Source organism: Pseudomonas sp. PGPR N4, from assembly GCF_059693665.1.
In genome coordinates this window covers 1,133,510-1,159,518 of record NZ_JCAUKV010000001.1, presented here as the reverse complement: position 1 = coordinate 1,159,518, position 26,009 = coordinate 1,133,510, and the positions used below count along the sequence as shown (strand labels likewise).

Below are 26,009 nucleotides of genomic sequence, written 5' to 3'. Positions count from 1 at the left end.
TGCGTTCCCTGAAGTTCGAATGAACAGGCGCGCCGGAGTTTGGCCCCTGCGCCTTCTACACATTTTGGAACGAGCCAGCTTTGAGGGAATTTAGCCAGCCTGCAGCGCAGGTGCTGCCCACTTCAAGATCTGCTGCGCGCGGCCGATAGCCTGGTCAACGCAAGGACCACTTCAGGGCAGGTACGGAACATGGTTACAGTTACAGGCATCTCGATCGCTGGCGCTGCTTCGGCGCAAGTCGCCGGCAAAACCAATCAGCGTGATGACGTCGAGCAGGTCGAGAAGGGCGGCGCCATGCCTGTCGACCTTTCAAAAGTCGCTGGCGGCGCCAAGGCGGCACAAGCAGATAGCGGCTCGGACAGCAGCGAGCCGCCGCACATCAAGCAACTGCGCGAACTGATCAAGCAACTGCAAAAGCAGCTCGCCGAAGAGCAGAAGCAATTGGCCGAGATGATGGCTAAAGACACAGATGATGGTGCCATGATCGCTTTGATTACCGCCAAGCAAGCCAGCGTCAGCACGCTGACTGGCCAGGTCATGGCGGCGACCGCGCAGTTGCTCGAAGCCCTGACCAAGACCGGTGACAGCAGCGCCGGCGGTACGGTCAATACCCAGGCCTGAGACGACGCCCGGCGGTTGGCCTGGCGTCGCCCTGGAGCGTCAGGCTCAGTCGGCAACGACCTTGCGTCGCTCCGCTTTGTACTGCATGGCCACGGCCGGTGCAGGTTTGGCCGCACCGGTTTCCAGCCACTGGCGCATGCGGCTGGCGTCGGCGAAGTGGGTGTACTTGCCGAAGGCATCCAGAATCACCATCGCCACGGGGCGGTTGTCCATCCGGGTCAGCAGCACCAGGCAGTGCCCTGCTTCATTGGTAAAGCCGGTCTTGGTCAGCTTGATGTCCCAGTTGCTCTTGTTGACCAGATGGTCGGTGTTGCGAAAGCCCAGCGTGTAGTTAGGCTTGCGAAACGCCACGGTCTTTTCGCGAGTGGTCGACAAGTCGCTCAACAACGGGTATTTGCGCGATGCCAACAGCAGCTTGCCAAGGTCGCGTGCGGTCGACACGTTCAGCGTCGACAGGCCTGTAGGCTCGACATAGCGGGTATGGCTCATGCCGAGGCTGCGCGCCTTGGCGTTCATGGCCTTGATAAAGGCACCATAGCCGCCTGGGTAGTGGTTGGCGAGGCTGTTGGCTGCGCGGTTTTCCGACGACATCAAAGTGATCAGCAAGGTCTCGCGGCGATCAAGCTGGCTGCCCAGGCGGACCCGCGAGTACACACCCTTCATTTCCGGGTTGTTGGCGATGGTCATGGTCAACTGCTCGTCCATAGGCAGTTTCGCGTCAAGCACTACCATGGCCGTCATCAGTTTGGTCACCGAGGCAATCGGCACCACCCGGTCGGCATGGCTTGCGTACAGCTCCTTGTTGCTGTTGAGGTCGATCAGCAGCGCGCTGCCCGAGGCCAGGTGCAGTTTGGCCGGATCGCGCTGAGTCTGGCTCGGCGGCGGCGCAGCGGCAGCGGTAGTTGCGAGGGTCGAAGTTCCAGTGAGCAACAGCAGCAGGCTGAGGATGGACAGAGAAGTTTTCACGTTGAGGCTCACTAAAAGGAGGTATGTCGTTGGCTTTGCAGGGTTTTCCCCAAAAAACCGCTGCATTGTGGAGTATGGCCGAAAGCGTGTCGAATGCCTTATGACTAAAGGGCGCAAGGTGAAGGAATTTTAATCCGGTATCCATCTTTTAACGCCATCTGCGGCGAAGCTGTGGGGGTGGGGCGTAGCGCGAGCGGGCTACTTTGTAGCTCGTGGTTGCCGAAGACGATGGGCACTTTGTCGATTCATGATTAAATACCGCACTTCAAGGAGGATCATCATGAGCAAGCACAGCACTACCCCTTTTTACGCCGCAGGCGGGTCCATGCTGGTTATCGGTGTTGTTTTCGCCGCCGTAGGCGCTTCTGGTCAGCCTGCGTTTGGCTGGACCGCGGTCGGCCTGTTGATTCCCAGCGCTGTATTGTTGCTGCAGGCGGTTCGGCGCAAACGTCGTTTTAATGACGATGGAGCGTCGAATTGATCAGCACCGGGAAAAAACGATCGGCTTAGCCAATACCCACTGTTAAGAGTTGCTTCTCGAGAGTTAGCGCCGTTGGTCTCGTCGCGGGCACTTGCGTCAATCCCGCGGCTCTCACGCTAAGGCACGGATCATCCGTGCATTGACGAGGGTAGCGCTATGGATATCGACGAAAAAGCACCTGGCAACATCTCTCAGCAGGGCGTAGGCGGCACGACCGACAACGAGACGGCTCATGACCCAATGCCTCCGCTGCCTGAAGATGAAGATGCCGGCCTGGACGAAGAAATGTCTGACGTAGAGACCAACAACACAGTCTCCAGCGAGCATCCAGATCCAGCCTGAGGCGTGCCCCAGCGCGCAAAAAAAAGCCCGCCAAAAATGGCGGGCAACAAGGGCACAAGGAGCAACACACAACACATTCGTTCAAGCCATCAAGCTGCCGCTCTGCAGCTGATCGGCCATCGCTACTGCACAGGCTTTGGACGCCAGCGGGCCGCTCACCGGCTCGCCATTGCGCATCAGATACCAGCAGGCCAGCAGCCCCTGCTCACGCAAGCGAGTGGGAACTGCGCTACCAACAACCGACATGATCTGGATAGTGGCCATGCTGACCTCCTGTAAGACGTGCGCCAACCTTACCCGGCTGCTGACGGCGTTTGAAATTAACTTCCTCAATAGTGGTCATCAGCTCTATCAACAGTAGTGTCGAGACCACGCTGCGCGATGGCTCCTACTATGGCCGTTGTTACTGTCAACTGAGCGCCGGGAAAGGGTAAAGGTTGTGTAAGCAATGCCCTCTGGTACGCTGGAGCAACGATTCAGCTCAGGCAAACGGAGCAGTAGATGAGCCACATTCCCAGCAGAAACACGCAGTTGTGCATCTCTCTGGCCGGCCGTCCCGGCACCTTTGGCGTGCGCTTTCACAATCATCTCTATGAACAGCTGGGCCTGGATTACTACTACAAGGCCATGACTACAGATGATCTGCCCGCCGCGGTGGCTGGTATTCGAGCATTGGGGATTCGCGGTTGCGGTGTATCGATGCCGTTCAAGGAAGCTTGCCTGGCCTTGGTCGACGAGGTTGATGCGTCTGCGGCTGCCATCGAGTCGGTTAATACGCTGGTCAACAGCGACGGCTACTTGAAGGCTTACAACACCGATTATCTGGCCGTGCAGCAGTTGCTGGCCAAACATGAGGTAGACCCGGCTACAGCGTTCGCGCTGCGTGGCAGCGGCGGGATGGCCAAGGCAGTAGCCTGTGCGTTGAGTGACGCCGGCTTTCGTGAAGGGCTGATTATTGCCCGTAATGAACAAGCTGGGCGGCAACTGGCCGAGATGCTGGGTTATCGCTGGCAGGCAGAACTGGGCGACTTGGCGCCGCCGATGCTGATCAACGTCACGCCGATTGGTATGGCCGGCGGCCCTGAGGCGGAGCAACTGGCGTTCCCCGAAACAGCGATTGCAGTGGCAGAACGGGTATTCGACGTGGTGGCGATGCCGGCGCGCACGCCACTGATCTGCCGCGCCGAAGCGCTCGGCAAACCGGTCATCACAGGGCTTGAGGTGATTGCCCTGCAAGCGCTGGAGCAGTTTGTGCTGTATACCGGCGTGCGCCCCACGGCAACGCAGATCGACGCTGCAATTGCCTATGCGCGGGGCGCCTAGTCAGCTGTGCTTACAAGGGCGTCGGTTGAATCACTTCGACCCAGTAACCATCGGGGTCTTTGATGAATGCCAGATGGTTCATGCGGCCGTCGCTCAGGCGCTTCTGGAACGGCACCTGCAAAGCTTCAAAGCGTTCGCACGCTGCAACTACATCAGGCACCGAAATGCAGATATGACCAAAACCGCGTGGGTCAGTGTTGCCATCGTGATAGGCAAACGCTGCATCACTTTCAGTGCCGTGGTTATGAGTCAGCTCCAGCACGCCCGGGATCGACTTCATCCACTGGTGACGAGCATCGTCATCAGCCGGAATTTGCGCGGGGTCAACCAGTGCCAGGAAGTACAGGCTGAACTTGGCTTCGACGAAGTCGCGCTTGTCCACCAGTTTGAAACCGAGCACGCGGGTGTAGAAGTCCAGCGACTTCTCGATGTCCTTGACGCGCAGCATGGTGTGGTTGAAAACGAATTGCGCAGTGGCAGCGTCCGTTTGAGCGGTAACGCCAGGCAAGGTGTTGAGATCGTTCAGGCTCATGAAGGCTCCAGAGACGAGGCCGGGCCCGCAGGCACCAGCGATAAGACAGGCCGTCCATGATACGGGACGTGAGCGGGGAGGCAAAATGAAAGCGCCCTGCACGAGGGCAGGGCGCTGAAATTAGAGGCCCGCGTGTGCGGGCGCAGATGGGGTCGCTAATCCGTTAGCTGGAATTGATCATGGCCCACAAGCTGTGAAAAAAGTGTGAAGTGTATGTCCATGTTTCATGGACGCAACCAGCCGTCGACAGTGCTGGCGCCGTGTTCTTCTTTCCAGGCTTTCAGACCGCGGTGGTTACCGCCCTTGGTTTCGATCAGTTCGCCGGTGTGCGGGTTCTCGTAAACCTTGACCACGCGGGCGCGGCGCTGCTGTTTTGGGGTCGCCCCGGACGCCTTGGTGGCGGGTTTGCTGCTGCCTTTTGGATCAAGGATGGCGACGATATCGCGCAGGCCCTTTTCGTAAGTTTTCATAAGGCCCAGCAGCTTCTGCTCGAACTCGATTTCGCGTTTGAGACCGGCATCCTGCTTGAGCGCCTCGAGTTGGGCGATCTGTTCCTGAAGCGCTTTTTCGGCAGCGCGAAACTCTGCAAGTCTGGACACTTTCATCACTCCTTAAATACGACTGCGTCAAAACGTGACGAACGTTGTAAGAAGATTTAACGTCGGTCACGCAGGGATAGTGCTGTTCACTAGTCCCGAGTGTAGTTGCCGACGACGTCACGGTAAACCATAAACTTTGCAAGTAGTCAGGGAACTTTACTAGTTTTATGTGCGTTAATTTATTTGCTGTTCACTCACAGCCTTAACTGCTCGACATAGTGTCGACTCAAGCCGACACTCAGGGTCTGGCAATCACAGCAAACCCGAGCGGGAGTGGCTAATGAAGCAGTTGTTATTGATCGGCATCGGCCCTGGTGATCCGCGGCAGGTGACGTTCGAGGCAGTCGATGCGCTCAAACGGGCCACGGTATTCTTCGTCCTCGACAAGGGCGCCCGCTCTGATGAGCTGGTGCGCATGCGCCGGGCAATTCTCGAGCGCTACCTGCCCACTGGCGACTACCGGGTGCTGCAAGTCGATGATCCGCAGCGTGATGCATTGGCCAGCGATTACATTGAGGCAGTACAGGACTGGCACCAGCAACGCGCAGCGCTCTACGCAAGATTGATCGATGAAGAACTCGGCCCGGACGACGTGGGTGCTTTCTTGCTGTGGGGCGAACCAAGCCTGTACGACAGCACGCTGCGGATTCTCCAGTTGGTACGCCAGCACGGTACACAACTGCAACTCGAAGTCATCCCCGGCATCAGCAGCATTCAGGCCCTGGCAGCTCGTCATCAGATCCCGCTGAACCGCATTGGCGAGCCGCTGACCGTGCTTCCCGGGCGGCAGCTCGGCGCAGTGAAGCAGATCGACAACGTGCTGGTCATGCTTGATGGCCAGTGCGCGTTCGCCGATATCGACGACCCACAACTGCATATTTACTGGGGCGCCTATCTCGGCACGGCGGACGAGCTGCTGCTTGCCGGGCCTTTGTTGCAGATGAAGGCGCAGATTGTGGCCGCGCGTGAACAAGCGCGGCAACGCAAGGGCTGGATCATGGACACATACCTGTTGCGCCGGGAGCTTTAGCGCATCGGTGCTGTCGTACCTGCTGTGAAAAAGTGTTCGATCAGCGAACGCTAAAGCGGCCGGTAGACACGGCAATCCATTACCGGCTATCGCAATTGCGCGCATCTCTTCTAGAATTCGCCCATATCCAGGCCGCCTTTGATGGCAGCCGGATCTTGGCGGAGTAGCTGCCAAGTCCCTATTTGAGAACGCCATGAGTTCGAGTACACCGCTGTCCGGAGTCAATCAGCCGCTGCGAGGCATCGCCCTGGTAGTGGTCGCCACTTTCCTGTTTGCCAGCCATGATGCGCTGTCCAAGTTCCTCGGTGGTCTGTACCCGATCATCATGGTGGTGTGGGTCCGCTATCTGGTGCATACATTGCTGATGGCTGGGATCTTTCTGCCCAAGTCGGGCATGGCGGTGCTGCGTACCCGCAAGCCTGTGTTGCAGACGCTGCGTGCACTGAGCCTGCTGAGTACCAGTCTGCTGTTTACCGCTGGCCTGCAGTATCTGCCATTGGCCGAGGCCACTTCGGTCAACTTTCTTGCACCGGTGTTGGTGACGGCATTGTCGGTACCGCTGCTCAAAGAGCATGTCACCACTGGCCAGTGGGTCGCGGTAGTAATGGGCTTCATTGGCGTGTTGGTAGTGGTACACCCAGGCGGCTCAATGTTCACCCCGGCGATTCTTTTCCCGTTCGGCTCTGCATTGGGTTTCTGCTTTTATCAGCTACTCACCCGCAAAGTAGCTGCCTATGACAGCCCGACCACCAGCAACTTCTTTGCCGGGCTGTGCAATACCCTGGTGATGACGGCATTGGTGCCGTTTTTCTGGAAGATGCCCGAGTGGGACCACCTGCTGCTGATGCTGGCGCTGGGTGGTTTCGGGATGTCTGCGCACCTGCTGCTGACCCAGGCCTTCCGCTTTGCCGCACCAGCCATGCTGGCGCCGTTCAGCTACTGCCAGATCGTGTTTGCCGGGCTGTTGGGCTTTGTGGTCTTCGGCCAGGTGCCAGACCACCTGAGCATGGTGGGCATCGCGATCATCTGCCTCAGTGGTCTGGGCGCTGCGTGGATGCAACGGCGCAAGTAATCTGCTGGCGCGCACGTTGGCTTCGGGGTGCTGACATATTCACGCTATCGGTGGGTAATACTTGCTCTATTAGACCTCTGCCCGCGCTCAGCTAGTCTTGGTCAAGGGACAAGCCTGCGGCTGCGCAGCACCTGCTGCACAGCACGCCGTATCCAGGCAACCCCTTTGCACGCTTGTGGCGGCCTGACCGCTCCAACTGATGAGCAGACGGCCGAGCCTATGTGCTCGGCTGATCAAGCTGGCCTAGACCGGAACTCTGACAGAACCCGACCCGAAGGTACCCGCAGATGTCGAACGAATCGAAATGCCCGTTCCATCAAACCGCAGGTGGTGGCACCAGCAATCGTGACTGGTGGCCTGACCAACTCAACCTGAACATTCTGCACCAGCATTCAGACAAGTCCGATCCAATGGACCCCGATTTTGACTACGCCAAAGCCTATGCCAGCCTTGATTTTCAAGCGCTCAAACAGGACCTGACCGCGCTGATGACCGATTCGCAGGAGTGGTGGCCAGCCGACTTTGGCCATTACGGGCCGTTGTTCGTACGCATGGCCTGGCATAGCGCCGGCACCTATCGCATTGGCGACGGGCGCGGTGGTGCAGGCTCCGGACAACAACGCTTTGCGCCGCTCAACAGCTGGCCAGACAACGTCAGCCTGGACAAGGCGAGGCGTCTGCTGTGGCCGATCAAGCAGAAATACGGCAAGGCTATCTCCTGGGCTGACTTGATCGTACTGACCGGCAACGTCGCCCTCGAATCGATGGGCTTCAAGACCTTTGGCTATTCCGGCGGCCGAGCCGATGTGTGGGAACCCGACGAAGACGTCTACTGGGGTTCGGAAAAGGTCTGGCTGGGCGGTGACACCCGCTACGGCAAGGCCCAGGCGCCGGGCCAGGGTGACCTGGTTGCCGAGCCGTCCAAGCATGGTGAGGAACAAAGCCGCACCGATGCCGGGCGCGACCTGGAGAATCCGCTGGCGGCGGTGCAGATGGGCCTGATCTACGTCAATCCGGAAGGCCCCGAAGGCAATCCGGACCCAGTCGCATCGGCCAAGGATATCCGCGAGACTTTCGGCCGCATGGCCATGAATGATGAAGAAACCGTGGCCCTGATCGCTGGCGGGCACGCCTTTGGCAAGACCCACGGCGCCGGTCCGGCCGACAACGTTGGCGCCGAGCCCGAGGCTGCCGGCCTGGAACAGCAAGGTCTGGGTTGGCACAACAAGTTTGGCACCGGCAAAGGCCCCGACACCATCACCAGTGGCCTCGAAGTGACCTGGACCTCGACGCCGACGCGCTGGAGCAACGAGTATCTGGAAAATCTGTTCCGCTTCGACTGGGAACTGAGCAAAAGCCCTGCTGGCGCCCATCAGTGGCAGCCAAAGAACGGTGATGGGGCAGGGCAGATCCCCGACGCGCACGACCCAAGCAAGCGCCATGCGCCGTCAATGCTGACCTCCGACCTGGCGTTGCGCTTTGACCCCATCTATGAGCCGATAGCGCGTCGCTTCAAGGATCACCCCGAGCAGTTGGCGGATGCCTTTGCGCGCGCCTGGTACAAGCTGATCCATCGCGACATGGGCCCGCTGGCGCGCTATCTGGGGCCGGAGCTGCCGCAGGAAGAGCTGCTCTGGCAAGACCCTCTGCCCAAAGCCACCCCCTCGGCACTGAGCGAGCAAGACATCGCCTCGCTCAAGAGCAAAGTACTCGCCTCGGGCCTGAGCGTAGGCGAGCTGGTCAATACCGCCTGGGCTTCGGCCTCGACCTTCCGTGGCTCGGACAAACGTGGCGGTGCCAACGGCGCGCGCATACGCCTCGCGCCGCAGAAGTTCTGGGCCGCCAATCAGCCGCAGCAGCTGGATAAAGTGCTGGGTGTGCTGGAAAGCATTCGCAGCGGTTTCGCCACTGACGGCCAGCAGATGTCGATGGCCGACTTGATTGTGCTGGCTGGCAGTGCTGCCGTTGAAAAAGCGGCGCGTGATGCCGGCCATGCCCTGACTGTGCCGTTCCGCCCGGGTCGTGTCGACGCTTCGCAGGAGCAGACCGATGTCGAATCGTTCGGTGCGCTGGAACCGTTGGCTGACGGTTTCCGAAACTTCGCCAAGGGCAGTTACAACGTCAAGGCAGAGCGGCTGTTGCTGGACAAGGCGCAACTGCTGACCTTGACCGCGCCAGAGCTGACCGTGCTGATCGGTGGTCTGCGTGTGCTGGGCGCGAACAACGATGCGAGCAAGCATGGCGTGTTCACCGACAAACCTGGGCAGTTGAGCAATGACTTCTTCCGCAACTTGCTGGATATGAGCGTTGAATGGAAGGCGACCGGTGCGGACAACAATGCGTTCGAAGGCCGTGACCGCAAAACTGGCCAGCCGAAGTGGACGGGTACCCGGGTAGATCTGGTGTTCGGCTCCCATGCGCAGTTACGCGCATTGAGCGAGGTTTACGCCAGCAGTGATGCCAGTGAGAAGTTTGCCAAGGACTTCATCGCGGCCTGGGTGAAGGTGATGGAGTTGGACCGTTTCGATCTGAAGTAGCCGTTGGCGCCCCGGGCAGCCCCAGGCAATCTGGGCTGCTCTGGTGGCGGCGACATCTGATCCCTTCATTTTTTTGTAATGATCGCGATGGTCGGGCGTGCTGGCGTTATTGCTATGATGGGCGCCACGCAATGCACGGGTGAACCTTGCATTTCACTCGAGACCGGAGGTGATCCGCTTGATCCGCACGTCCATGCCTGTTCCCCAGCTTGGTTTTGCCATCGACCCGCAAGCCATCAGCGCTCTGCCTGATGCTGCAGCTTATCGCACGGTGTTGCTCGAACGCATTGCCAGCGCGCAGCGGCGCATCGTCATCGTGGCGCTGTACCTGCAGCAAGACGAAGCCGGTCAAGAGGTGCTGGACGCGCTTTACCAGGCCAAGGCGGCGCGGCCTGAACTGCAGATTGTCATCGTGGTTGACTGGTTCCGCGCGCGTCGTGGCTTGCTTGGCGCTGGCCGCCAGCCCGGCAACGCCGCCTGGTATCAGGCCCAGCGCGAACAGCGCGGTCTGGACGTCGTCATCCACGGCGTACCGGTACAAACCCGTGAGCTGTTTGGCGTGCTGCACCTCAAAGGCAGCGTCATCGATGATTGCGTGATCTACACCGGTGCCAGCCTCAACAACGTTTACCTGCATCGCTTCGATCGGTATCGCCTCGACCGTTATCATCTGTTCGAGTGCCCAAGCCTTGCCGATGCCATGGTCAGCCTGGTCCACGAGGTGCTGGCCAGCGTTGCCACGCCGCGCCTGGACCAGCCCGCGCCGCCGGCCACGCGCACCATGCGCGCTGCTATCCGTCGCTTGCGCGCACGCTTGCGGCGCATGACCTATGCATTGCCGGCTGAACCGGCCAGTCACGGCCTGCGGGTCATCCCGCTGCTCGGCATTGGCCGTGGCAACCCGCTCAACCGTGCGATCTGCGCGTTACTCGCGGCAGCGGACGAGCAGATCATCATCAGTACGCCCTATTTCAATCCGCCGCGCCTGGTCATGACCGAGATCGATCGGGCACTTGCGCGTGGTGTGGCGCTGGAAATCATTGTCGGCGACCGTACTGCCAATGATTTTTACGTCGCGCCTGGTGAGCCATTCAGCGCCAGTGGTGTATTGCCGTACCTGTACGAAGACACCCTGCGCGCCTTTGCCAAACGCCGCCAGGCGGCGATCGACGTGGGTCAGTTGACCTTGCGCATCTGGAATGACCCCGGCCACACCTTCCACGCCAAGGGCGTTTGGATCGATCAGCGCTACAGCCTGCTCACCGGCAACAATCTCAACCCGCGCGGCTTCAACCTCGACCTTGAAAACGGGTTGCTCATCGATGACCCGCTGGGCCAGTGGTTGGCGCCGCGCGAGAAAGAGTTGCAAGCGCTCAGGCGCCATGCGCCGGCGCTGCGCTCGGCCAGTGAGCTGGGCGAGCCGGGCGAGCATCCGCAGCAGGTGCGCAAATTCCTCAAACGCTTGCGTTTCAGTCGGCTGGAGCCGCTGATCAAGCGGGTACTCTAGGGCAGGGCGCTGCTTCGACCACCTCAGGCAGCGGCGACCGTGGCCAGCCGCGGCCTGAATCCACCCAGAAATTCACCGACAACGATGTCGACAGCGACTCGACTTGATGAAACCAGCCTTCGGGCAGGAACAGTAAGTCGCCAGCCTGCAGCACAACTTCCAGGAACCGCACCTCGCGGCAACGCGGGAATTGCGCGTAATCGGGCGCTTTGGGGTCAACGTCACAGCCTTCCAGGCCCCCGTCTGGCGATGTCGCCCAGCAGCCTAGGGCCTCGCGGTGATGGGGCGCGGCGAGTATGAACGACTTTTCTCCCCAGACCTGAGCGAACAGGTTGTCGCTGTCGTCGCGATGCAGGGGCGTCAGCGTGCCTTTGGGGCCGATCCAGATGCGCGGCGGGATGAATTGCTCGGCTTCGAAATAGCCGGGGTAGCGGATGTGTTCGAGCAGTTGTGCCGGCAGGATGTTATTACCCATGTACGCGGGCGGCTTGCCGTCAGTGCTTGCCGCTATGGGGTTGTCCAGGCTGGAGACAAAATCAGCCATGGACGTCGAGCGGAAGTCGCGCTCGGTGGAGAAGGTTTTCTCGACATAGTCGCCGTGGCGGGTAATGCCTTGCAGGTTGGCGAACAGCTCGAGCGAGGCCTCATGACCATTGCTGAACAACGGCCAGTCGTGCAGCGCGTCGCTGATCACCAGCGGAATGCCGTGCAGCATGTAGTGTTGGCGGAACTCGTCCACGGCCAAGCCGTGGCGTGGCCGCCGTTCGATTCGAGTTAACGGCGGCTGCGCTGCAGACAGCGCATCGCTGGGTCGGGCGCTTGGCGGATAGCGGCGATTCGCTTCGACCGCAGGCGCCTGGTTACCGCGCAGCGCCATGTCGATCGCCTGCGGCAGCAGAGTAGCCAGGCCCAGGTTGCCGTCGATGATCAGGCGGCCGCTGGCGAATAGTTCTTCGACATTGGCCTGCCCGGCCATGATCGCCATGAAATCTGCGCTGGCAACGGCAATGCTGACATCTGCCGAGCCGTGCTGGCCGCTGCCGCTTTCGGCATGGCCGCCGGCCTCGTACCAGTACGCAGTATGGCCATCGAAGACGAACTGAAACACGCCCTTGAGGCCAACGCTGGCGGCGTTGGCGAACAAATTGCCCAGAATGCTCTGCAGGTCCATGGCTTACTCGCTTGGTTGGCTCATTTGTACAAATGACGAGGGCCGTGGGCGGAAATTTATCACGCGGTATTGGTGGTAATCGGGCGTCGCTGCCAGAGCCAATGATCCAGGCTCAATCGGCCGGCGCCCCTCAGCAGCAGGGCCAGCAAGACCACTAGGTAAATCAGCGGTAGTTTGAAGTTGCCATAGCCTTGGTCGGTAATCGCATAACCTTTGGCCAGCTCGGCCAGGCTCGACCAGTCGGCAGGCCAGTGAACTGCGGCAATGGCTACCACGGTCAGGATAATCAGTGTCGCCGAGGCCAGCCGGGTGCCCAGACCCAGCAACAGCAGCAGCGGAGCGACCAGCTCGACCCACATCGACAGCTGCCAATTGAATTGTGCAGGCACCAGGTTGAAAGGGAACGGGAAACTCGCTTGCAGGTCGCCAAACCAGTTGCCGCCGTTGAATTTTTCCCAGCCTGATTCAAAAAACTCCCAGGCCAGGAACAAGCGCAGCGGTATGTCGGCAGTCCAGCCTGCGAAATTGTCGAAACTGCTGAAGGCGCGGTTCATAGCGTTCATGGTCAGACTCCGCTGCATGAAGAGGGGGAGAGCAGAGTCTGCGACGCTGAGGTATCGGCAATGTGTCGACCAAACAGCGTTGTGTATCGCTGTGTATTGCAAGCCCCGGCTATGCCTTCAAGGCACCTCGATTTGGGCGCAGAGTCCGCCGCCCGAGCGGTTGCTCAACGTCAGCCTGGCGCCCATCGCAAGCGTCAGTTGCTGGGCAATCGCCAATCCCAGGCCGGTGCCACCGGTCTGACGATTGCGTGAGCCTTCAACCCGGTAAAACGGCTTGAGTACCTCGTCGAGCTCTTCCTGAGGTATGCCCGGGCCGTCATCGAGCACGCGGATGATCGTCAGGTCGTTATGCCGGGATACATCCAGCTGCGCAGCCCCGGCAAACTTCAGCGCATTATCGAGCAGGTTGACCAGCACCCGGCGCAAGGCATGCGGCCGGGTCTGCACGGTACCGCCGGTATGGCCCAGCCGCTCGACCTGGGCTCCGCTGTCCTGGTAATCGAAGACGATACTGTCGATGAAGGCGTCAACATCAACGCGGCACGGCGCTTCGGTGCCGCCGTCCATGCTGCGGGCATAGGCCACGCCCTCGCGAACCAGATGCTCCATGGCGCTCAGGTCGCTCGATAATTTGTCCTTTTCCTGCCCATCATCCATCACTTCCACGCGCAGTTTCATGCGGGTAATGGGCGTCTGCAAATCATGGGAAATCGCCGCGAGGATTTGCATGCGCTCTTTCAGGTAGGCAGCGATACGTGCTTGCAGGGCGTTGAAGGCCACTGCCGCATACCTGACCTCACGTGGGCCGCTTTCATCCAGTTGCGGCCCGGGGGCGTTGGGGTCGAGGTTGTCCACCGCCTGCGATAGCCTCGTCAATGGGCCGATCGCCAAGTGCACGGCGAGCCAGGTACAGATCAGCAGCAGCACCAGTTGTATCAGCAGCACAACCGGCAGCCAGCTGGCTACCGGTGCCAGGGCGGGCGTTACATCGATGGTCAGCGGGGCGCCGTCGGCCAGGCGCAGATGGACCTGGAAGTGCGCGTCCTGACCGGGGATCTCCAGGAACGTCAGGTGATGGTCCTTGCCAATTGCCTTGACCACCGACTCGGCCGCCATCGGCGGGTTCTCGCTGGGCATGGCCTGGCCGCTCTGGCCGTTGTCGAGCCGGTAGCGGTAGGTGCTGCGCTCCAGCCGCGGCAGCCAAGCGGCGCGCTCTGCTGCGGGCAGGCGGTCGAGAATTGCCACCGAGGTGGCTACATCCTGTTCGAGATTGGTGAGCATCATCGAGCGGCTGCTGACAAAGCGCTCATAGGCCTGCAGGCTGAACGACAGCCCGTAGGCCAGCACCAGCCCGCTGAAGAAGATCAAGGCCAGCCGCGAAGCCAGCGTGTGCGGCCATTTCATAGTGTTGGCTCGAGCAGTTGAACCGCCAGCGAGAACACGTAACCTTCGCTGCGTACGGTTTTGATGCAGGTCGGCTCACGAGCATCGTCGCCCAGACGCTGACGCAGGCGGCTGACCAGCAGGTCGATCGAGCGATCGAAGATATCCGCCTCACGGCCCTGGGTAAGGTTGAGCAACTGCTCGCGGCTGAGCACCCGCTGCGGGTGGTCGAGGAACACCCGCAGCAGCCGGTACTCGGCGCCGCTCAGGGCCACCAGCGTGCCTTGCTGGTCAAGCAGGTGGCGTGCGCTGGTATCCAGCCGCCACTGGCCGAAGGCCAATAATCGGCTGCTTTCACTGATGGTCAGATTCGGCGGCAGCATCCGGGTGCGGCGCAGCACTGCGTTGATCCGCGCCAGTAGCTCACGGGCGGAAAACGGTTTGGTCAGGTAATCATCGGCGCCCATCTCCAGACCGACAATGCGATCGGTCTCGTCATTGCGCGCGGTAAGCATCAGAACCGGCGTAGTACGCTGGCGACCGGCGCGCAACTCACGGCACAGCAGCAGGCCGTCGTCGCCGGGCATCATGATGTCGAGGACGATCAGATCGACCGTGTTCGATTCCAGAAAGCTGCGCATCTGCCGGCCATCGGCGACAATGCTGGTGCGCAGGCCGTTCTTCTTCAGGTAATTGCCGACCAGCTCGCGGATTTCGCGATCGTCGTCGACGATTAGGATGTGGTCGATGTGATCCATCAGGCAAGTCCGTCTCAGCGAGAATGGACGCAGTGTACCGAGCGCCAAGGCGCTTGCCTGCGCGGCTTTGTATTGCAGTGTATCTCGCAGTGCTGCAGATACACGGGCTCGCAATAACGCCGCTTCGGCGACACAGGGCAGATACCTGTCGGGGGTGAAATGGCACTCAACGGGAAGCGTGGTCTTCCCCACCTAGCCAGGAGCGTTGCCATGAACTTCAAGACTATTGCCCGTGCAGCCTTGTTCGCCGTTGCCAGCAGCGCCACCATCGCTGCGCAAGCCAGCAGCGTATCGATGGAAAGCAGCAGCGCCATGCACTATCGCTATGGCGATCGGCTGGACGTGAAGAAAGTACTGTCGGTAGAAGATGACCGCAGCAATGCGTGCGGGGTAGTCAACTCGCGCATCGAGTATCTCGATTCGCACGGCCAGCGCCAGAGCGTTGAATACCGCAGCTATGCCACCAGTGGCTGCCATGAAAGCTGAGGCAAGCGGGCTGCAACCTCGGCAGCCCGTCGCCCGGCATTTCAATCCATGCTGGCGAAATGCGCCTGCATCCTGCTGGCGTCTGCGACTCTGCCGCTGATCAGCTCGAATGCCTTGACCGCTTGAAACACCGCCATGTTGCCACCGTCGAGGGTGCGGCAGCCGAGCGCACGGGCGTGGCGCAGCAGTGCTGTCTCAAGCGGGAAGTAGATGATCTCGGCAACCCATAGCCGCGCGTGCAGCAGTTCCACTGGCAAGGGTGTGCCTGGCAGCTTGGCCATGCCCACCGGTGTGGTGTTGACCAGGCCATCGGCATCGGCCAGGGTGGCAGCGAGATCACCGCCTAGGGCAGCTCGGCCTGCGCCGAAGCGCTGGTTCAGGTTGTCGACCAGGGCTTGCCCGCGCGCAACATCGACTTCGAACAGCATCAGCTGCTCGACTCCTTCAGCGAGCAGGGCATGGGCCACTGCAGCACCGGCGCCACCGGCGCCCATCTGCACCACCAAGCGCTTGCTGACGTCGCCCAGCCCGCGTCGGAAACCCTCGGCGAAGCCCAGGCAATCAGTGTTATGACCAATGCGCTTGCCGTCCTTGAACACCACTGTGTTCACCGCGCCAATGCCACGCGCTTCATCGGACAGCTCATCGAGCAACGGCAGGATCGCTTGCTTGAACGGGAAGGTGATGTTGAGGCCGGTAAAGCCGGTGCGTTGCGCGGCCTCAAGCAGATCGGGCAGGGCGCTGTCTTCCAGCTCCAGCTGGTCGGCATCGATCAGCCGATACAGGTAACGCAGCGATTGCGCGTCGCCCTCGTGCTCATGCAGGGCAGGGGTGCGGGATGCCTGGATGCCGCGGCCAATCAGGCCGGCCAGAATGCTTGGTTGGCTCATGCTGCTTGCTCCGCGAACATCTGCCCAAAGTGCGCCAGCGCCATGCGATAGCCATGGCTACCCAGGCCGCAGATCACCCCAACGGCAATCGACGAGACGAACGAGATATGCCGGAACGGCTCACGCTTGTGCACATTGGACAGGTGTACTTCGATCACTGGCAGCTCGCTGGCGACCAGCGCATCACGGATGGCCACCGAGGTGTGGGTCCACGCACCAGGATTGATCACGATGCCGGCGCAACGACCGCGGGCGGCGTGGATCCAGTCGATCAGTTCGCCTTCGTGGTTGGTCTGGCGGAATTCGATATCCAGGCCCAGATCGCGGGCGCTGTCGGCGCAGCTGTTGGCGAGGTCGGCGAGCGTCTCGCGGCCATACTGTTCAGGTTCGCGGGTGCCGAGCAGATTGAGATTGGGGCCGTTGAGCACGAGAATTCGGGGCGTCATGGCAGATCACTTTGTTGTTTTTGATTGCCCCGATATTTGTACTATCTGGTTAATTCGTCAATCGGCTAGCACGTTTGCTGGTTGAAAATGGGCGATTACCGAACCAGGATGCTTTATAGCGCTACCACTGTGACCCAATAGCGTGTGGTTTGTACTACGCGCACGGGCAGGGTCGTGCTCAGTGCGCGCAAGGTCTGGTCGCTGTCGTCGATGGCGAAGGCGCCGCTGATGCGCAGCCCTGCGACAGCGGGGTCGCAGCGTAACCAGCCGGGGCGATAGCGGCTCAGTTCAGCGAGAAACGCATCCAGACGCTGATCATTGGCCACCAGCATGCCCTCGCTCCAGGCGTCCTGACCGGCATTGATCGGTTGCACCGCGCCAAGCTGGCTGGCGTTGAAGCGGCACTGGGTGCCTGCATCGAGCACCACTGGCGCAGCGCCGTTTGGGGTGACACGCACCTGATGTTGAAAAACGCTGACCAGCGTGCTCGCGCCGTCGGCCCTGACGGCGAAGCGCGTGCCCAGCGCCTGAATGCTGCCCTGTGCGGTCTGCACCTGCAGCGGCCGACGAGCAGGGTCGGCGGCGCTGGTAAGCAGCAGCTCGCCTCTGTGCAGTTGTATTCGGCGTTGAGTTGCGCTGTAGAGCACGTCGACGGCACTGGCGGTGTTCAGTTGCAGGCGCGATCCGTCGGCGAGCACCGTATTGAGCCGCTCGCCGGTGCGTGTGTAGTAGTCAGCCATCCAGCCTGCGCGTTGGCCTTGGCGATAACCTGCGTAGCCAAGCGCGCCGATACCCATCATCAAGGCGAAACCTTTGAGCACGGCGCGTCTGCTATCCAGCGCGGGCTGATCGGCTAGGCGCAGCGCTCGCCCGGTAACGTTCGTGGGCATGCCATGCAGGCGTTGTTGCAGTTGTTCGATCTGAGCCCAGGCCCAGCGATTGTATTCATCGCGGTCGAGCCATGCTTGCCAGCCAGCCTGGTCTGCAACCGAGGCTTCCTCGCATTGCAAAAGCCCAAACCATCCTGCGGCTTGTTCCAGGGCTGCGCGTTGTCGAGCGTGGAGGACGGTCATCAGCGTTCGGCGCCCAGGCTGAACAGCACGCAATGCTGGGTGGCCTTGGCTACATAGCGGGTAACCGTCACCACCGAAACCTGCAATTGCTCTGCAATCGGCTTGTAGCTCATGCCGTCGAGTTGCGACAGCAAAAACGCCTGGCGCACGTTTGGGCCCAGGCCGGCGAGCATCGCATCCAGTTCGCACAGGCTTTCGAGCAAAATCGCGCGGGTTTCTTCGCTGATGCTGACCGCCTCGGGTTGCTCGGCCAGGGCCTGCAGCCAGGCGCGTTCGAGTCGAGCCCGGCGAAAATGGTCGATCATCAGGCGGCGGGCGATGGTGGCCAGGTAACTCTTGGGTTCGCGCACTGCCTCAAGCTGATTCTGTGCATCCTTGGCACTGAGCACCCGAATGAACACATCCTGCACCAGGTCTGCGGCAAGCTCACGGCAGTCGACGCGGGGGCGCAGCCAGCTCAACAGCCAACGCTGATGTTCCTGGTAAAGGCACTGCACCTGACGGTTCAGCGGGCGTTGGCTGGAGGTCATAAAAGGCTCGAAGCGCAATTGGGAGTCATTATCATTTTATGAGCGGCCTTGACGCTAAGCAAGCACGCCAGCGGCTGCAACCTGTACGCCGCGCTGATCGGCAAAGACTTGCGCGGCAAAAATCCGGATAATGGCGGCCATTTCGTTTCGCTTTATCATGGTAATCCCGCATGGAAATCAAGGTTAACTTTCTCGACAACCTCCGACTTGAAGCCAAGTTCGATGATTTCACGGTGGTCGCCGATCAGCCCATTCGCTACAAGGGCGATGGCTCGGCGCCGGGTCCGTTCGACTACTTCCTGGCTTCGTCGGCGTTGTGTGCGGCTTACTTCGTGAAGTTGTATTGCGAAACGCGCAACATTCCCACCGACAACATTCGCCTGTCGCAAAACAATATCGTCGACCCGGAAAACCGCTACAACCAGATCTTCAAGATCCAGGTCGAACTGCCGGCGGATATCTCCGACAAGGACCGCCAGGGCATCCTGCGTTCGATCGACCGTTGCACGGTGAAGAAGGTGGTACAGGCCGGCCCAGAGTTCGTCATCGAACAGGTGGCTAACCTGGATGCTGATGCGCAAGCCTTGTTGATGCTCGACAGCGATCCGCAGGCAAGCACGTACATCGCTGGCAAGGACCTGCCACTGGAGCAGACCATTGCCAACATGTCGGGCATTCTCGCGGGCCTTGGGATGAAGATCGAAATCGCCTCGTGGCGCAATATCGTGCCCAACGTCTGGTCATTGCACGTGCGCGATGCGCATTCGCCCATGTGCTTTACCAACGGCAAGGGCGCCACCAAGGAAGGAGCCCTGGCTTCGGCGCTGGGCGAGTTCATCGAACGCCTCAACTGCAACTTCTTCTACAACGATCAGTTCTGGGGCGAAGACATCGCCAACGCCGAGTTTGTGCATTACCCGGACGAGCGCTGGTTCAAACCCGGCAGCAAGGACGCCTTGCCTGCCGAGATCCTCGATGAGTACTGCCTCGAGATCTACAACCCCGACGGCGAACTGCGCGGCTCGCACCTGTACGACACCAACTCGGGCAATGTGAAGCGCGGCATTTGTTCGCTGCCGTTCGTTCGTCAGTCCGACGGTGAAGTGGTGTACTTCCCCTCCAACCTGATCGAAAACCTGTACCTGAGCAACGGCATGAGCGCCGGCAACACTCTGGCCGAGGCGCAGGTGCAGTGCCTGTCAGAGATTTTCGAACGTGCGGTAAAACGGGAAATTCTTGAGGGTGAACTGGCCCTGCCAGATGTTCCTGAGGACGTGCTGGCCAAATACCCGGGCATCCTCGCCGGGATCAAGGGGCTGGAAGAGCAGGGCTTCCCGGTGCTGGTCAAGGATGCCTCGCTGGGCGGCGAATTCCCGGTCATGTGTGTGACCTTGATGAATCCGCGCACCGGCGGCGTGTTCGCCTCGTTCGGCGCGCACCCAAGCCTGGAAGTCGCGCTTGAGCGCAGCCTCACCGAGTTGCTTCAGGGACGCAGCTTCGAAGGTCTCAATGACCTGCCGCAGCCGACGTTCGAGAGCCACGCAGTGACCGAGCCGAACAACTTCGTCGAGCACTTCATCGACTCCAGCGGTGTCGTCTCATGGCGCTTCTTCAGTGCCAAGGCCGACTTCGAATTCGTTGAGTGGGACTTCTCTGGTGAAGGGGAAAACTCCAACGAGGAAGAGGCTGCAACCCTGTTCGGCATCCTCGAATCGCTGGGCAAGGAAGTGTACATGGCCGTGTACGAGCACCTTGGCGCCAAGGCCTGCCGTATCCTGGTGCCGGACTATTCCGAGATCTATCCAGTTGAAGACTTGATCTGGGATAACACCAACAAGGCGCTGCTGTTCCGCGAAGACATCCTCAACCTGCACCGCCTGGACGATCGCAGCCTGAAGGCGCTGGTCAAGCGTCTGGATAACTGCGAAGTGGACGAATACACCGACATCACCACCTTGATCGGTGTCGAGTTCGACGACAACACCGTGTGGGGCCAGTTGACCATTCTGGAATTGAAGCTGCTGATCAAGCTCGCCTTGAAGCGCTTCGACGAAGCCAAGGAACTGGTAGAAGCGTTCCTGCAGTTCAACGACAACACCGTTGAGCGCGGCCTGTTCTATCAGGCGCTCAACGTGGTGCTGGAAGTGGTGCTCGATGATGAACTGGAACTGGCCGACTACGAGGTCAACTTGCGCCGCATGTTCGGCAATGCACGGATGGATGCGGCCGTGGGCTCGGTCGAGGGCAACGTGCGCTTCCATGGCTTGACGCCGACCAGTATGAAGCTGGAGGGGCTCGATCGGCACCTGCGCTTGGTCGACAGCTACAAGAAGCTGCACGCAGCGCGGGCCAAGTTCGCGGGCTAAGCGGTTACCACGTGGGGCTGCTCTGCGGCCCCCCTTATTTTTTGCCTTTCTTGATAGCCTTCAAGCGCGCCTTGGCCTTTTGCACAGCCTCGATGCGCTCGCTCTTCTTCATTTTCTTCCACTTGCGAATTTCGTCTTTGCTGCGCCCGCAGCCCAGGCAAACTTCGTCGCGGATCTGGCATTTGGATATGCACGGGTTGTCAGCGTCTTTGCCCAAAACTCTAGTCCTCAGCCGGTGCCGCTCAGCAAACGGGTAGCCGCCAGATTACAGCCCTGTCTGCAAATGCGCTGAACTATCGCTTTGGCCGAGCGATCTTCCATTAGGCCTCCAGGCGCAGTCTGTGCAGGGAGGGACCTCTGGATCGATGAAAGGAGCCACCGTGAACGACTCAACCCTCTATCGCTGCCGGCCAGGAGCGCTGCACGCGACTCTGTTGGCCGGTACCGTGCCGCTGTTTCTCGGCGCCTTGCTCAGTGACATAGCCTATTACCAAAGCTACCAGATTCAATGGGCCAACTTTGCTGCCTGGCTGATTGCCGGTGGCTTGCTGTTCTGCGGATTGGCATTGCTGTTTGCCCTGGTCAATCTGATCCGCGCCGAGCACAAGGGCGGGCGCCCAGTGGTGTACTTCGTGCTGCTGCTGGCTACCTGGCTGCTGGGCCTGATGAACGCCTTTGAGCATGCCAAGGATGCCTGGGCCGTGATGCCGTCGGGGCTGGTGTTGTCGGTCATCGTCAGTGCGTTGGCGTGCATCGCAACCGGCCTCGGCCTGACCAATCTGCGCTCCGGAGGTGTGCGATGAACCGCGTACATGCACTGACAGCCTTGAGCATGGCGCTGCTGCTCAGCGCCTGCGGTGGCGAGGGCGACGCCACGCAAACCTACGGCGCCAACCCGAAACTGCCTGATCAGCAGCGCGGCCTGTTGCCGAGCATGAAAATCGCCGAGCCGACCGCCTGGGGCGATCTCAAGCCAACCGTACCGCAGGGCTTCAACGTCACTGCGATTGCCACTGACCTGAAGATCCCGCGGCAGACGCTGGTGCTGCCCAACGGCGATATTCTGGTAGCGGAAGGGCGCGGCGGCAGTGCGGCCAAACTCAAGCCCAAGGACGTCATCGCCAGCTCTATCAAGGCCAAGGGCAATACCCAGGTCAAGGGCGGTAACCGCCTGACCTTGCTGCGTGACGCTGATGGTGACGGCAAGTATGAAGTGAAAACGGTGTTCGCCGAAGGCCTCAACGCACCCTATGGCCTGGCCTACTTCGAGGGCAGCGTGTACGTGGCCAATCAGGATGCGCTGGTGCGCTTTGACTACGCGGATGGCCAGACCAAGGCCAGTGGCCCGCCCAGTAAGGTCAGCGACCTGCCGGCCGAGATCAACCACCACTGGACCAAGGCGCTGACAATCAGCCCCGACGGGCGCTACCTGTACGTGGGCATCGGCTCCAACAGCAATATCACCGAGCGCGGCATGGAGGTCGAAATAGATCGGGCCATGGTCTGGCAGATCGACGCCCAGACCGGCGCGCACAAGCCGTATGCGACTGGCCTGCGTAACCCGACTGCGCTCAGTATCGAACCCACCAGCGGTGAACTGTGGGCTGTGGTCAACGAGCGCGATGAGCTTGGCCCTGACCTGGTGCCTGACTACCTGACCTCAGTCAAAGCGGGGGGCTTCTACGGCTGGCCCTATAGCTACTGGGGGCAGAACGTCGACCCACGTGCGCAGCCGCAGAACCCCGAGAAAGTCGCTGCGGCGATCAAGCCGGATTACAGCCTCGGCTCCCACGTTGCGGCTCTGGGCGTTGATTTTTCGGTGGCGGCCATGGGCGCGCAGTTTGCCGAGGGCGCGTTCGTCGGCGAGCACGGTAGCTGGAACCGACCGAATCCGGTGGGCTACAAGGTGATCTTCGTGCCGTTCAGCAATGGCAAGCCGGCCGGCGAGCCGATCGACTTTGCCACCGGCTTCCGTGGTGAAGATGGCAAGACCCGCGGTCGCCCGGTGGGTGTGACGGTGGACCCGCGTGGTGCGCTGATCATCGCCGACGACCTCGCCAACACCATTTGGCGGGTAACGCGCAGTCAGTAATGCTGCGCTGAGCACCAATACCAGGCCATCTGCGTGAAGCCTCAGCGCAGATGGCCTGTTTGTTAGCGTGAAAAATGTTGGCACTCAGTGAATTTTTTCGTAACCCTTTGTATCTGATGCCTTAGAGCCTGGCCATTAAAACAATGGCAACCGGTATTGGACACGTCAGTAACAGAGTGGCAGATATGAAATCACGCAATAAAAGCGTCAAGCCGATCGGCTTGAAAGACATCACCATTGTTGACGACGCCAAGATGCGCAAGGCGATCACCGCCGCAGCGCTTGGCAACGCCATGGAGTGGTTCGACTTCGGCGTCTACGGCTTTGTCGCCTATGTGCTCGGCAAGGTCTTTTTCCCCGGCGCTGACCCCAGCGTACAGATGATCGCAGCCTTGGGTACGTTCTCGGTGCCGTTCCTGATTCGGCCCCTGGGCGGGCTGTTCTTCGGCGCCCTCGGCGACAAATACGGCAGGCAGAAGGTTCTCGCCGCCACCATTGTGATCATGTCCCTGAGCACCTTCGCCATTGGCTTGATTCCGTCCTATGCCGCGATTGGTATCTGGGCGCCCATCCTGCTACTGCTGTGCAAGATGGCCCAGGGCTTCTCGGTAGGGGGTGAATACACCGGTGCCTCGATCTTCGTCGCCGAGTACGCCCCGGACCGCAAGCGCGGCTTCCTCGGCAGTTGGCTCGACTTCGGCTCGATCGCAGGCTTTGTTGCCGGCGCCGGCCTGGTGGTGTTCATCTCGGCCATGATCGGTGAAGAGAGGTTTCAGGAGTGGGGCTGGCGGGTACCGTTTCTGCTGGCGCTGCCGCTGGGCATGATCGGCCTGTACCTGCGCCATGCGCTGGAAGAGACCCCCGCCTTCCAGCAGCATGTCGACAAGCTCGAGCAGGGCGATCGCGAAGGGCTGGCTGGCGGTCCGAAGGTGTCGTTCAAGGAGGTAGCTACCAAGCACTGGCGCAGTCTGCTGACCTGCGTAGGCGTAGTCATCGCCACCAACGTCACTTATTACATGCTGCTGACTTACATGCCCAGCTACCTGTCGCACAACCTGCATTACAGCGAGAACCGCGGGGTGCTGATCATCATCGCGATCATGGTGGGCATGCTCTTCGTGCAGCCTCTGATCGGCTTCCTCAGCGATAAATACGGCCGCCGCCCGTTCATCCTGTGCGGCAGCATCGGCTTGTTCGCACTGGCCATCCCGGCCTTCATGCTGATCACCAGCGGTGTGCTCGGGCTGATCTTCGCCGGTTTGCTGATGTTGGCGGTGCTGCTCAACTTCTTCATCGGGGTGATGGCTTCGACGCTGCCGGCGATGTTCCCTACGCACATTCGCTACAGCGCGCTGGCCAGTGCCTTCAATATTTCTGTGCTGATTGCCGGCCTGACCCCGACCATCGCCGCCTGGCTGGTAGAAAGCACCAACAACCTGTACATGCCGGCTTACTACCTGATGGTCATTGCCCTGATCGGTCTGATCACCGGTATCACCATGAAAGAAACTGCCAATCAGCCATTGCGCGGCGCTGCGCCCGCCGCCTCGGACATCGATGAAGCGCGTGAACTGCTGCAGGAACACCACGACAACATTGAACAAAAAATCGAGGACATTGACGAGCAGATTGCTGAACTTGAGGCCAAACGCACGCATTTGGTACAACAACATCCGCGTATTGATTAGCTCGAAACGAGCAAGTCGGATCAGGCTGTGAGAGGATGGCCGGCAAACCATGTGTCTGGCAGAACAGGACCCTGAATTAAACCTGATGAAGACTCCAAAACGTATTGAGCCGCTGATCGAAGACGGTCTGGTCGACGAGGTGTTGCGGCCCTTGATGAGTGGCAAGGAAGCAGCGGTGTATGTGGTGCGCTGCGGTAACCAGGTGCGTTGTGCCAAGGTCTACAAGGAGGCCAACAAACGTAGCTTCCGCCAGGCGGCCGAGTACCAGGAAGGGCGCACGGTGCGCAACAGCCGCCAGGCGCGGGCCATGGCCAAGGGTTCCAAGTACGGTCGCAAGGAAGCCGAAGATGCCTGGCAGAACGCCGAGGTGGCCGCCTTGTTCCGCCTCGCGCATGCCGGCGTGCGAGTGCCCAAGCCCTACGACTTCCAGGACGGCGTGCTGTTGATGGAGCTGGTGGTCGATGCCGACGGCAACGCCGCGCCACGCCTCAACGACGTTCACCTGGAGCCGGATCAGGCGCGTGAATACCACGCGTTCGTGATCCGCCAGATCGTCTTGATGCTCTGTGCAGGGCTGGTGCACGGTGACTTGTCCGAATTCAACGTCCTGCTCGGCCCGGATGGCCCGGTGATCATCGACTTGCCGCAGGCCGTCGATGCTGCCGCCAACAACCATGCTTTCAGCATGCTCGATCGTGACGTGGCGAACATGAGCGGTTACTTCGGGCGCTTTGCTCCCGAGCTCAAGGACACCCGCTACGCCCGCGAGATGTGGTCGCTGTTCGAGGCCGGGGAATTGTTGCCCGATAGCCCGCTGACCGGCGAGTTCGAGGATGACGACCACGACGCCGATGTCGGCGGCGTGCTGCGCGAGATCGAAGCGGCGCGGATGGATGACGAACGTCGCCGTGCCGGTCGTGAAGAAGCCGAGCGTGGCCCGGTCAAGAGCGAGGAGCCGCCACCGCCGCCGTGGCTGCAGTAACCCCTCGCAATAAGATTCGCCTGATTGCTGCCTGCCCACTGGCCGACCATGATTGCGCGATTGTTCAGGTGCAATGCCTGAACAATCGCAATGGTGGCTGCGGGCGGGCGGTCTTACGACCAACCGAGTGAACCAACCTTATAGCTCGAACTAGCGGGCCCGCTCGTAGCCGCCACCCATCACTTGCACTTGGCCATCACCACCTGACAGGTCTTCGGCGTACCGCCTGAACGGCTCGCATAGCGCATGCAGCTGTCCATGGATTTCTTGCGCGCCGCGCTCAACGTGTTGCCCCATGCCAGGCCACCCTCGCCAGCGGTCGGCACTGCCTTGGCGAAGCAGTTCGCGCCTGCTTGGGCATAGCGCGTAGCGCTGGATTTGTTCGAGCATCCCGTCAGCGATGCAAGGCTGCCGATGAGCAGGATCAGCAGCAACCACGATGGGTGGTAGCCAGGTATCGCAGTGCGGGCCATGGAGGTTCCTGTAAGCCTGATGATGTTCTTACCTCAGTTTAGCCCCGATTGCGCCTACCCTTGAAGGGCAGAACGATGCAACCTATGGCTGCAACGCT

28 protein-coding genes are annotated in these 26,009 nt (G+C 60.5%); 14 read left to right on the top strand and 14 right to left on the bottom strand.

Going from position 1 to position 26,009, the window contains the following annotated elements; translation table 11 throughout:
* Positions 1-189: 189 nt before the first annotated feature.
* Positions 190-621, top strand: coding sequence for a prefoldin domain-containing protein (locus tag AC58X1_RS05165; protein ID WP_150568948.1), 432 nt, complete (start codon positions 190-192; stop codon positions 619-621).
* Between the two features lie 45 nt (positions 622-666).
* On the opposite strand, the gene pbpG is transcribed toward AC58X1_RS05165, so the two are convergent.
* On the bottom strand, positions 667-1,587 hold the full coding sequence (gene pbpG, locus AC58X1_RS05160) for a D-alanyl-D-alanine endopeptidase (protein WP_224785493.1): 921 nt from the start codon (positions 1,585-1,587) through the stop codon (positions 667-669).
* A 280-nt stretch (positions 1,588-1,867) separates the two neighbouring features.
* Here pbpG and AC58X1_RS05155 point away from each other — a divergent pair, with 280 nt between their 5' ends.
* Positions 1,868-2,068, top strand: a complete 201-nt coding sequence (locus tag AC58X1_RS05155; RefSeq protein WP_150569012.1) for a hypothetical protein — start codon at positions 1,868-1,870, stop codon at positions 2,066-2,068.
* A 156-nt stretch (positions 2,069-2,224) separates the two neighbouring features.
* On the top strand, positions 2,225-2,410 hold the full coding sequence (locus AC58X1_RS05150) for a hypothetical protein (RefSeq protein WP_101320128.1): 186 nt from the start codon (positions 2,225-2,227) through the stop codon (positions 2,408-2,410).
* Positions 2,411-2,491: 81 nt separating this feature from the next.
* On the opposite strand, the gene AC58X1_RS05145 is transcribed toward AC58X1_RS05150, so the two are convergent.
* The gene (locus AC58X1_RS05145) at positions 2,492-2,674 is read right to left on the bottom strand and encodes a hypothetical protein (RefSeq protein ID WP_101320126.1); all 183 of its coding nucleotides are present in this window, start codon (positions 2,672-2,674) and stop codon (positions 2,492-2,494) included.
* 237 nt (positions 2,675-2,911) lie between these two features.
* On the opposite strand from AC58X1_RS05145, the gene AC58X1_RS05140 reads away from it, so the two are divergent.
* The gene (locus AC58X1_RS05140) at positions 2,912-3,733 is read left to right on the top strand and encodes a shikimate 5-dehydrogenase (RefSeq protein WP_497428456.1); all 822 of its coding nucleotides are present in this window, start codon (positions 2,912-2,914) and stop codon (positions 3,731-3,733) included.
* Between the two features lie 10 nt (positions 3,734-3,743).
* Here the strand turns inward: AC58X1_RS05140 and gloA are convergent, their stop codons facing one another.
* Both gloA and AC58X1_RS05130 read right to left on the bottom strand, forming a co-directional pair.
* Positions 3,744-4,265 (bottom strand): lactoylglutathione lyase, encoded by a 522-nt coding sequence (gene gloA / locus AC58X1_RS05135; RefSeq protein ID WP_101320122.1) that lies wholly within the window; start codon positions 4,263-4,265, stop codon positions 3,744-3,746.
* Between the two features lie 224 nt (positions 4,266-4,489).
* Positions 4,490-4,864 (bottom strand): histone-like nucleoid-structuring protein, MvaT/MvaU family, encoded by a 375-nt coding sequence (locus tag AC58X1_RS05130; protein WP_150569014.1) that lies wholly within the window; start codon positions 4,862-4,864, stop codon positions 4,490-4,492.
* A gap of 280 nt (positions 4,865-5,144) precedes the next feature.
* Between AC58X1_RS05130 and cobF the strand changes: the two genes are divergently transcribed.
* The 4 genes from cobF (at position 5,145) to pssA (ending at position 11,010) form a co-directional block, all read left to right on the top strand.
* The gene (cobF, locus tag AC58X1_RS05125; RefSeq protein WP_101320120.1) at positions 5,145-5,894 is read left to right on the top strand and encodes a precorrin-6A synthase (deacetylating); all 750 of its coding nucleotides are present in this window, start codon (positions 5,145-5,147) and stop codon (positions 5,892-5,894) included.
* Positions 5,895-6,087: 193 nt separating this feature from the next.
* Positions 6,088-6,966, top strand: coding sequence for a DMT family transporter (locus AC58X1_RS05120; protein WP_101320118.1), 879 nt, complete (start codon positions 6,088-6,090; stop codon positions 6,964-6,966).
* A gap of 287 nt (positions 6,967-7,253) precedes the next feature.
* Positions 7,254-9,503, top strand: coding sequence for a catalase/peroxidase HPI (katG, locus tag AC58X1_RS05115; RefSeq protein WP_497428455.1), 2,250 nt, complete (start codon positions 7,254-7,256; stop codon positions 9,501-9,503).
* Positions 9,504-9,696: 193 nt separating this feature from the next.
* The gene (gene pssA, locus AC58X1_RS05110; RefSeq protein ID WP_497428454.1) at positions 9,697-11,010 is read left to right on the top strand and encodes a CDP-diacylglycerol--serine O-phosphatidyltransferase; all 1,314 of its coding nucleotides are present in this window, start codon (positions 9,697-9,699) and stop codon (positions 11,008-11,010) included.
* Here pssA and AC58X1_RS05105 read toward each other — a convergent pair.
* The 4 genes from AC58X1_RS05105 to AC58X1_RS05090 all read right to left on the bottom strand — a co-directional run bounded on the left by AC58X1_RS05105 (position 10,994) and on the right by AC58X1_RS05090 (position 14,885).
* Positions 10,994-12,181, bottom strand: coding sequence for a cupin-like domain-containing protein (locus tag AC58X1_RS05105; protein ID WP_497428453.1), 1,188 nt, complete (start codon positions 12,179-12,181; stop codon positions 10,994-10,996). The two genes, pssA and AC58X1_RS05105, sit on opposite strands and share 17 nt — an antisense overlap.
* Positions 12,182-12,240: 59 nt before the next feature.
* Complete coding sequence (locus tag AC58X1_RS05100; RefSeq protein WP_101323041.1) at positions 12,241-12,744, bottom strand: HvfX family Cu-binding RiPP maturation protein; 504 nt, start codon at positions 12,742-12,744, stop codon at positions 12,241-12,243.
* Positions 12,745-12,861: 117 nt separating this feature from the next.
* Positions 12,862-14,148 (bottom strand): sensor histidine kinase, encoded by a 1,287-nt coding sequence (locus AC58X1_RS05095; RefSeq protein ID WP_150569019.1) that lies wholly within the window; start codon positions 14,146-14,148, stop codon positions 12,862-12,864.
* On the bottom strand, positions 14,145-14,885 hold the full coding sequence (locus tag AC58X1_RS05090) for a response regulator (RefSeq protein WP_101320108.1): 741 nt from the start codon (positions 14,883-14,885) through the stop codon (positions 14,145-14,147). Before AC58X1_RS05090 ends, AC58X1_RS05095 begins: the two co-directional genes overlap by 4 nt.
* A 210-nt stretch (positions 14,886-15,095) precedes the next feature.
* Here AC58X1_RS05090 and AC58X1_RS05085 point away from each other — a divergent pair, with 210 nt between their 5' ends.
* Positions 15,096-15,371: a DUF2790 domain-containing protein gene (locus AC58X1_RS05085; RefSeq protein ID WP_101320106.1), complete on the top strand. Its 276-nt coding sequence runs from the start codon at positions 15,096-15,098 to the stop codon at positions 15,369-15,371.
* Positions 15,372-15,412: 41 nt separating this feature from the next.
* Here AC58X1_RS05085 and AC58X1_RS05080 read toward each other — a convergent pair whose 3' ends face one another.
* The 4 genes from AC58X1_RS05080 to AC58X1_RS05065 form a co-directional block, all read right to left on the bottom strand.
* Entirely contained in the window at positions 15,413-16,261 is an 849-nt protein-coding gene (locus AC58X1_RS05080) for a shikimate dehydrogenase (protein WP_497428452.1), read from the bottom strand.
* Complete coding sequence (gene aroQ / locus AC58X1_RS05075; protein ID WP_150569023.1) at positions 16,258-16,707, bottom strand: type II 3-dehydroquinate dehydratase; 450 nt, start codon at positions 16,705-16,707, stop codon at positions 16,258-16,260. The genes AC58X1_RS05080 and aroQ overlap by 4 nt, the downstream gene beginning before the upstream one ends.
* A 113-nt stretch (positions 16,708-16,820) precedes the next feature.
* A complete protein-coding gene (locus AC58X1_RS05070; RefSeq protein ID WP_497428451.1) occupies positions 16,821-17,780 on the bottom strand; it encodes a FecR domain-containing protein in 960 nt (319 codons plus the stop codon).
* Positions 17,780-18,310, bottom strand: coding sequence for a sigma-70 family RNA polymerase sigma factor (locus AC58X1_RS05065; RefSeq protein WP_497428450.1), 531 nt, complete (start codon positions 18,308-18,310; stop codon positions 17,780-17,782). The genes AC58X1_RS05070 and AC58X1_RS05065 overlap by 1 nt, the downstream gene beginning before the upstream one ends.
* 170 nt (positions 18,311-18,480) lie before the next feature.
* Between AC58X1_RS05065 and AC58X1_RS05060 the strand changes: the two genes are divergently transcribed.
* A complete protein-coding gene (locus tag AC58X1_RS05060) occupies positions 18,481-20,676 on the top strand; it encodes an OsmC domain/YcaO domain-containing protein (RefSeq protein ID WP_259073264.1) in 2,196 nt (731 codons plus the stop codon).
* A gap of 34 nt (positions 20,677-20,710) precedes the next feature.
* Here AC58X1_RS05060 and AC58X1_RS05055 read toward each other — a convergent pair whose 3' ends face one another.
* Positions 20,711-20,893, bottom strand: a complete 183-nt coding sequence (locus AC58X1_RS05055) for a DUF1289 domain-containing protein (protein ID WP_497428449.1) — start codon at positions 20,891-20,893, stop codon at positions 20,711-20,713.
* 148 nt (positions 20,894-21,041) lie between these two features.
* Between AC58X1_RS05055 and AC58X1_RS05050 the strand changes: the two genes are divergently transcribed.
* From AC58X1_RS05050 to AC58X1_RS05035, 4 genes are all read left to right on the top strand, one after another.
* On the top strand, positions 21,042-21,479 hold the full coding sequence (locus AC58X1_RS05050; RefSeq protein WP_101320092.1) for a DUF2231 domain-containing protein: 438 nt from the start codon (positions 21,042-21,044) through the stop codon (positions 21,477-21,479).
* A complete protein-coding gene (locus AC58X1_RS05045) occupies positions 21,476-22,768 on the top strand; it encodes a PQQ-dependent sugar dehydrogenase (protein WP_103437662.1) in 1,293 nt (430 codons plus the stop codon). Before AC58X1_RS05050 ends, AC58X1_RS05045 begins: the two co-directional genes overlap by 4 nt.
* A 185-nt stretch (positions 22,769-22,953) precedes the next feature.
* Positions 22,954-24,456, top strand: a complete 1,503-nt coding sequence (proP, locus tag AC58X1_RS05040; protein WP_497428448.1) for a glycine betaine/L-proline transporter ProP — start codon at positions 22,954-22,956, stop codon at positions 24,454-24,456.
* An 85-nt stretch (positions 24,457-24,541) separates the two neighbouring features.
* Positions 24,542-25,438 carry a PA4780 family RIO1-like protein kinase gene (locus AC58X1_RS05035; protein WP_150571859.1) on the top strand — a complete coding sequence of 299 codons (897 nt, stop codon included), beginning with the start codon at positions 24,542-24,544 and terminating at the stop codon, positions 25,436-25,438.
* A 179-nt stretch (positions 25,439-25,617) separates the two neighbouring features.
* On the opposite strand, the gene AC58X1_RS05030 is transcribed toward AC58X1_RS05035, so the two are convergent.
* A complete protein-coding gene (locus tag AC58X1_RS05030; protein ID WP_101320085.1) occupies positions 25,618-25,911 on the bottom strand; it encodes a hypothetical protein in 294 nt (97 codons plus the stop codon).
* Positions 25,912-26,009 lie beyond the last annotated feature (98 nt).

Coding starts and splice junctions, on each gene's coding strand:
- AC58X1_RS05165 (WP_150568948.1), top strand. CDS start 190: ATGGTTACAGTTACAGGCATCTCGATCGCTGGCGCTGCTTCGGCGCAA.
- AC58X1_RS05065 (WP_497428450.1), bottom strand. CDS start 18,310: ATGACCTCCAGCCAACGCCCGCTGAACCGTCAGGTGCAGTGCCTTTAC.
- AC58X1_RS05120 (WP_101320118.1), top strand. CDS start 6,088: ATGAGTTCGAGTACACCGCTGTCCGGAGTCAATCAGCCGCTGCGAGGC.
- AC58X1_RS05080 (WP_497428452.1), bottom strand. CDS start 16,261: ATGAGCCAACCAAGCATTCTGGCCGGCCTGATTGGCCGCGGCATCCAG.
- AC58X1_RS05095 (WP_150569019.1), bottom strand. CDS start 14,148: ATGAAATGGCCGCACACGCTGGCTTCGCGGCTGGCCTTGATCTTCTTC.
- aroQ (WP_150569023.1), bottom strand. CDS start 16,707: ATGACGCCCCGAATTCTCGTGCTCAACGGCCCCAATCTCAATCTGCTC.
- AC58X1_RS05030 (WP_101320085.1), bottom strand. CDS start 25,911: ATGGCCCGCACTGCGATACCTGGCTACCACCCATCGTGGTTGCTGCTG.
- AC58X1_RS05060 (WP_259073264.1), top strand. CDS start 18,481: ATGGAAATCAAGGTTAACTTTCTCGACAACCTCCGACTTGAAGCCAAG.
- AC58X1_RS05035 (WP_150571859.1), top strand. CDS start 24,542: ATGAAGACTCCAAAACGTATTGAGCCGCTGATCGAAGACGGTCTGGTC.
- pssA (WP_497428454.1), top strand. CDS start 9,697: ATGCCTGTTCCCCAGCTTGGTTTTGCCATCGACCCGCAAGCCATCAGC.
- katG (WP_497428455.1), top strand. CDS start 7,254: ATGTCGAACGAATCGAAATGCCCGTTCCATCAAACCGCAGGTGGTGGC.
- AC58X1_RS05085 (WP_101320106.1), top strand. CDS start 15,096: ATGAACTTCAAGACTATTGCCCGTGCAGCCTTGTTCGCCGTTGCCAGC.
- AC58X1_RS05050 (WP_101320092.1), top strand. CDS start 21,042: ATGAAAGGAGCCACCGTGAACGACTCAACCCTCTATCGCTGCCGGCCA.
- AC58X1_RS05155 (WP_150569012.1), top strand. CDS start 1,868: ATGAGCAAGCACAGCACTACCCCTTTTTACGCCGCAGGCGGGTCCATG.
- AC58X1_RS05090 (WP_101320108.1), bottom strand. CDS start 14,885: ATGGATCACATCGACCACATCCTAATCGTCGACGACGATCGCGAAATC.
- AC58X1_RS05145 (WP_101320126.1), bottom strand. CDS start 2,674: ATGGCCACTATCCAGATCATGTCGGTTGTTGGTAGCGCAGTTCCCACT.
- AC58X1_RS05105 (WP_497428453.1), bottom strand. CDS start 12,181: ATGGACCTGCAGAGCATTCTGGGCAATTTGTTCGCCAACGCCGCCAGC.
- cobF (WP_101320120.1), top strand. CDS start 5,145: ATGAAGCAGTTGTTATTGATCGGCATCGGCCCTGGTGATCCGCGGCAG.
- AC58X1_RS05045 (WP_103437662.1), top strand. CDS start 21,476: ATGAACCGCGTACATGCACTGACAGCCTTGAGCATGGCGCTGCTGCTC.
- gloA (WP_101320122.1), bottom strand. CDS start 4,265: ATGAGCCTGAACGATCTCAACACCTTGCCTGGCGTTACCGCTCAAACG.
- AC58X1_RS05100 (WP_101323041.1), bottom strand. CDS start 12,744: ATGAACGCTATGAACCGCGCCTTCAGCAGTTTCGACAATTTCGCAGGC.
- AC58X1_RS05140 (WP_497428456.1), top strand. CDS start 2,912: ATGAGCCACATTCCCAGCAGAAACACGCAGTTGTGCATCTCTCTGGCC.
- proP (WP_497428448.1), top strand. CDS start 22,954: ATGAAATCACGCAATAAAAGCGTCAAGCCGATCGGCTTGAAAGACATC.
- AC58X1_RS05150 (WP_101320128.1), top strand. CDS start 2,225: ATGGATATCGACGAAAAAGCACCTGGCAACATCTCTCAGCAGGGCGTA.
- AC58X1_RS05070 (WP_497428451.1), bottom strand. CDS start 17,780: ATGACCGTCCTCCACGCTCGACAACGCGCAGCCCTGGAACAAGCCGCA.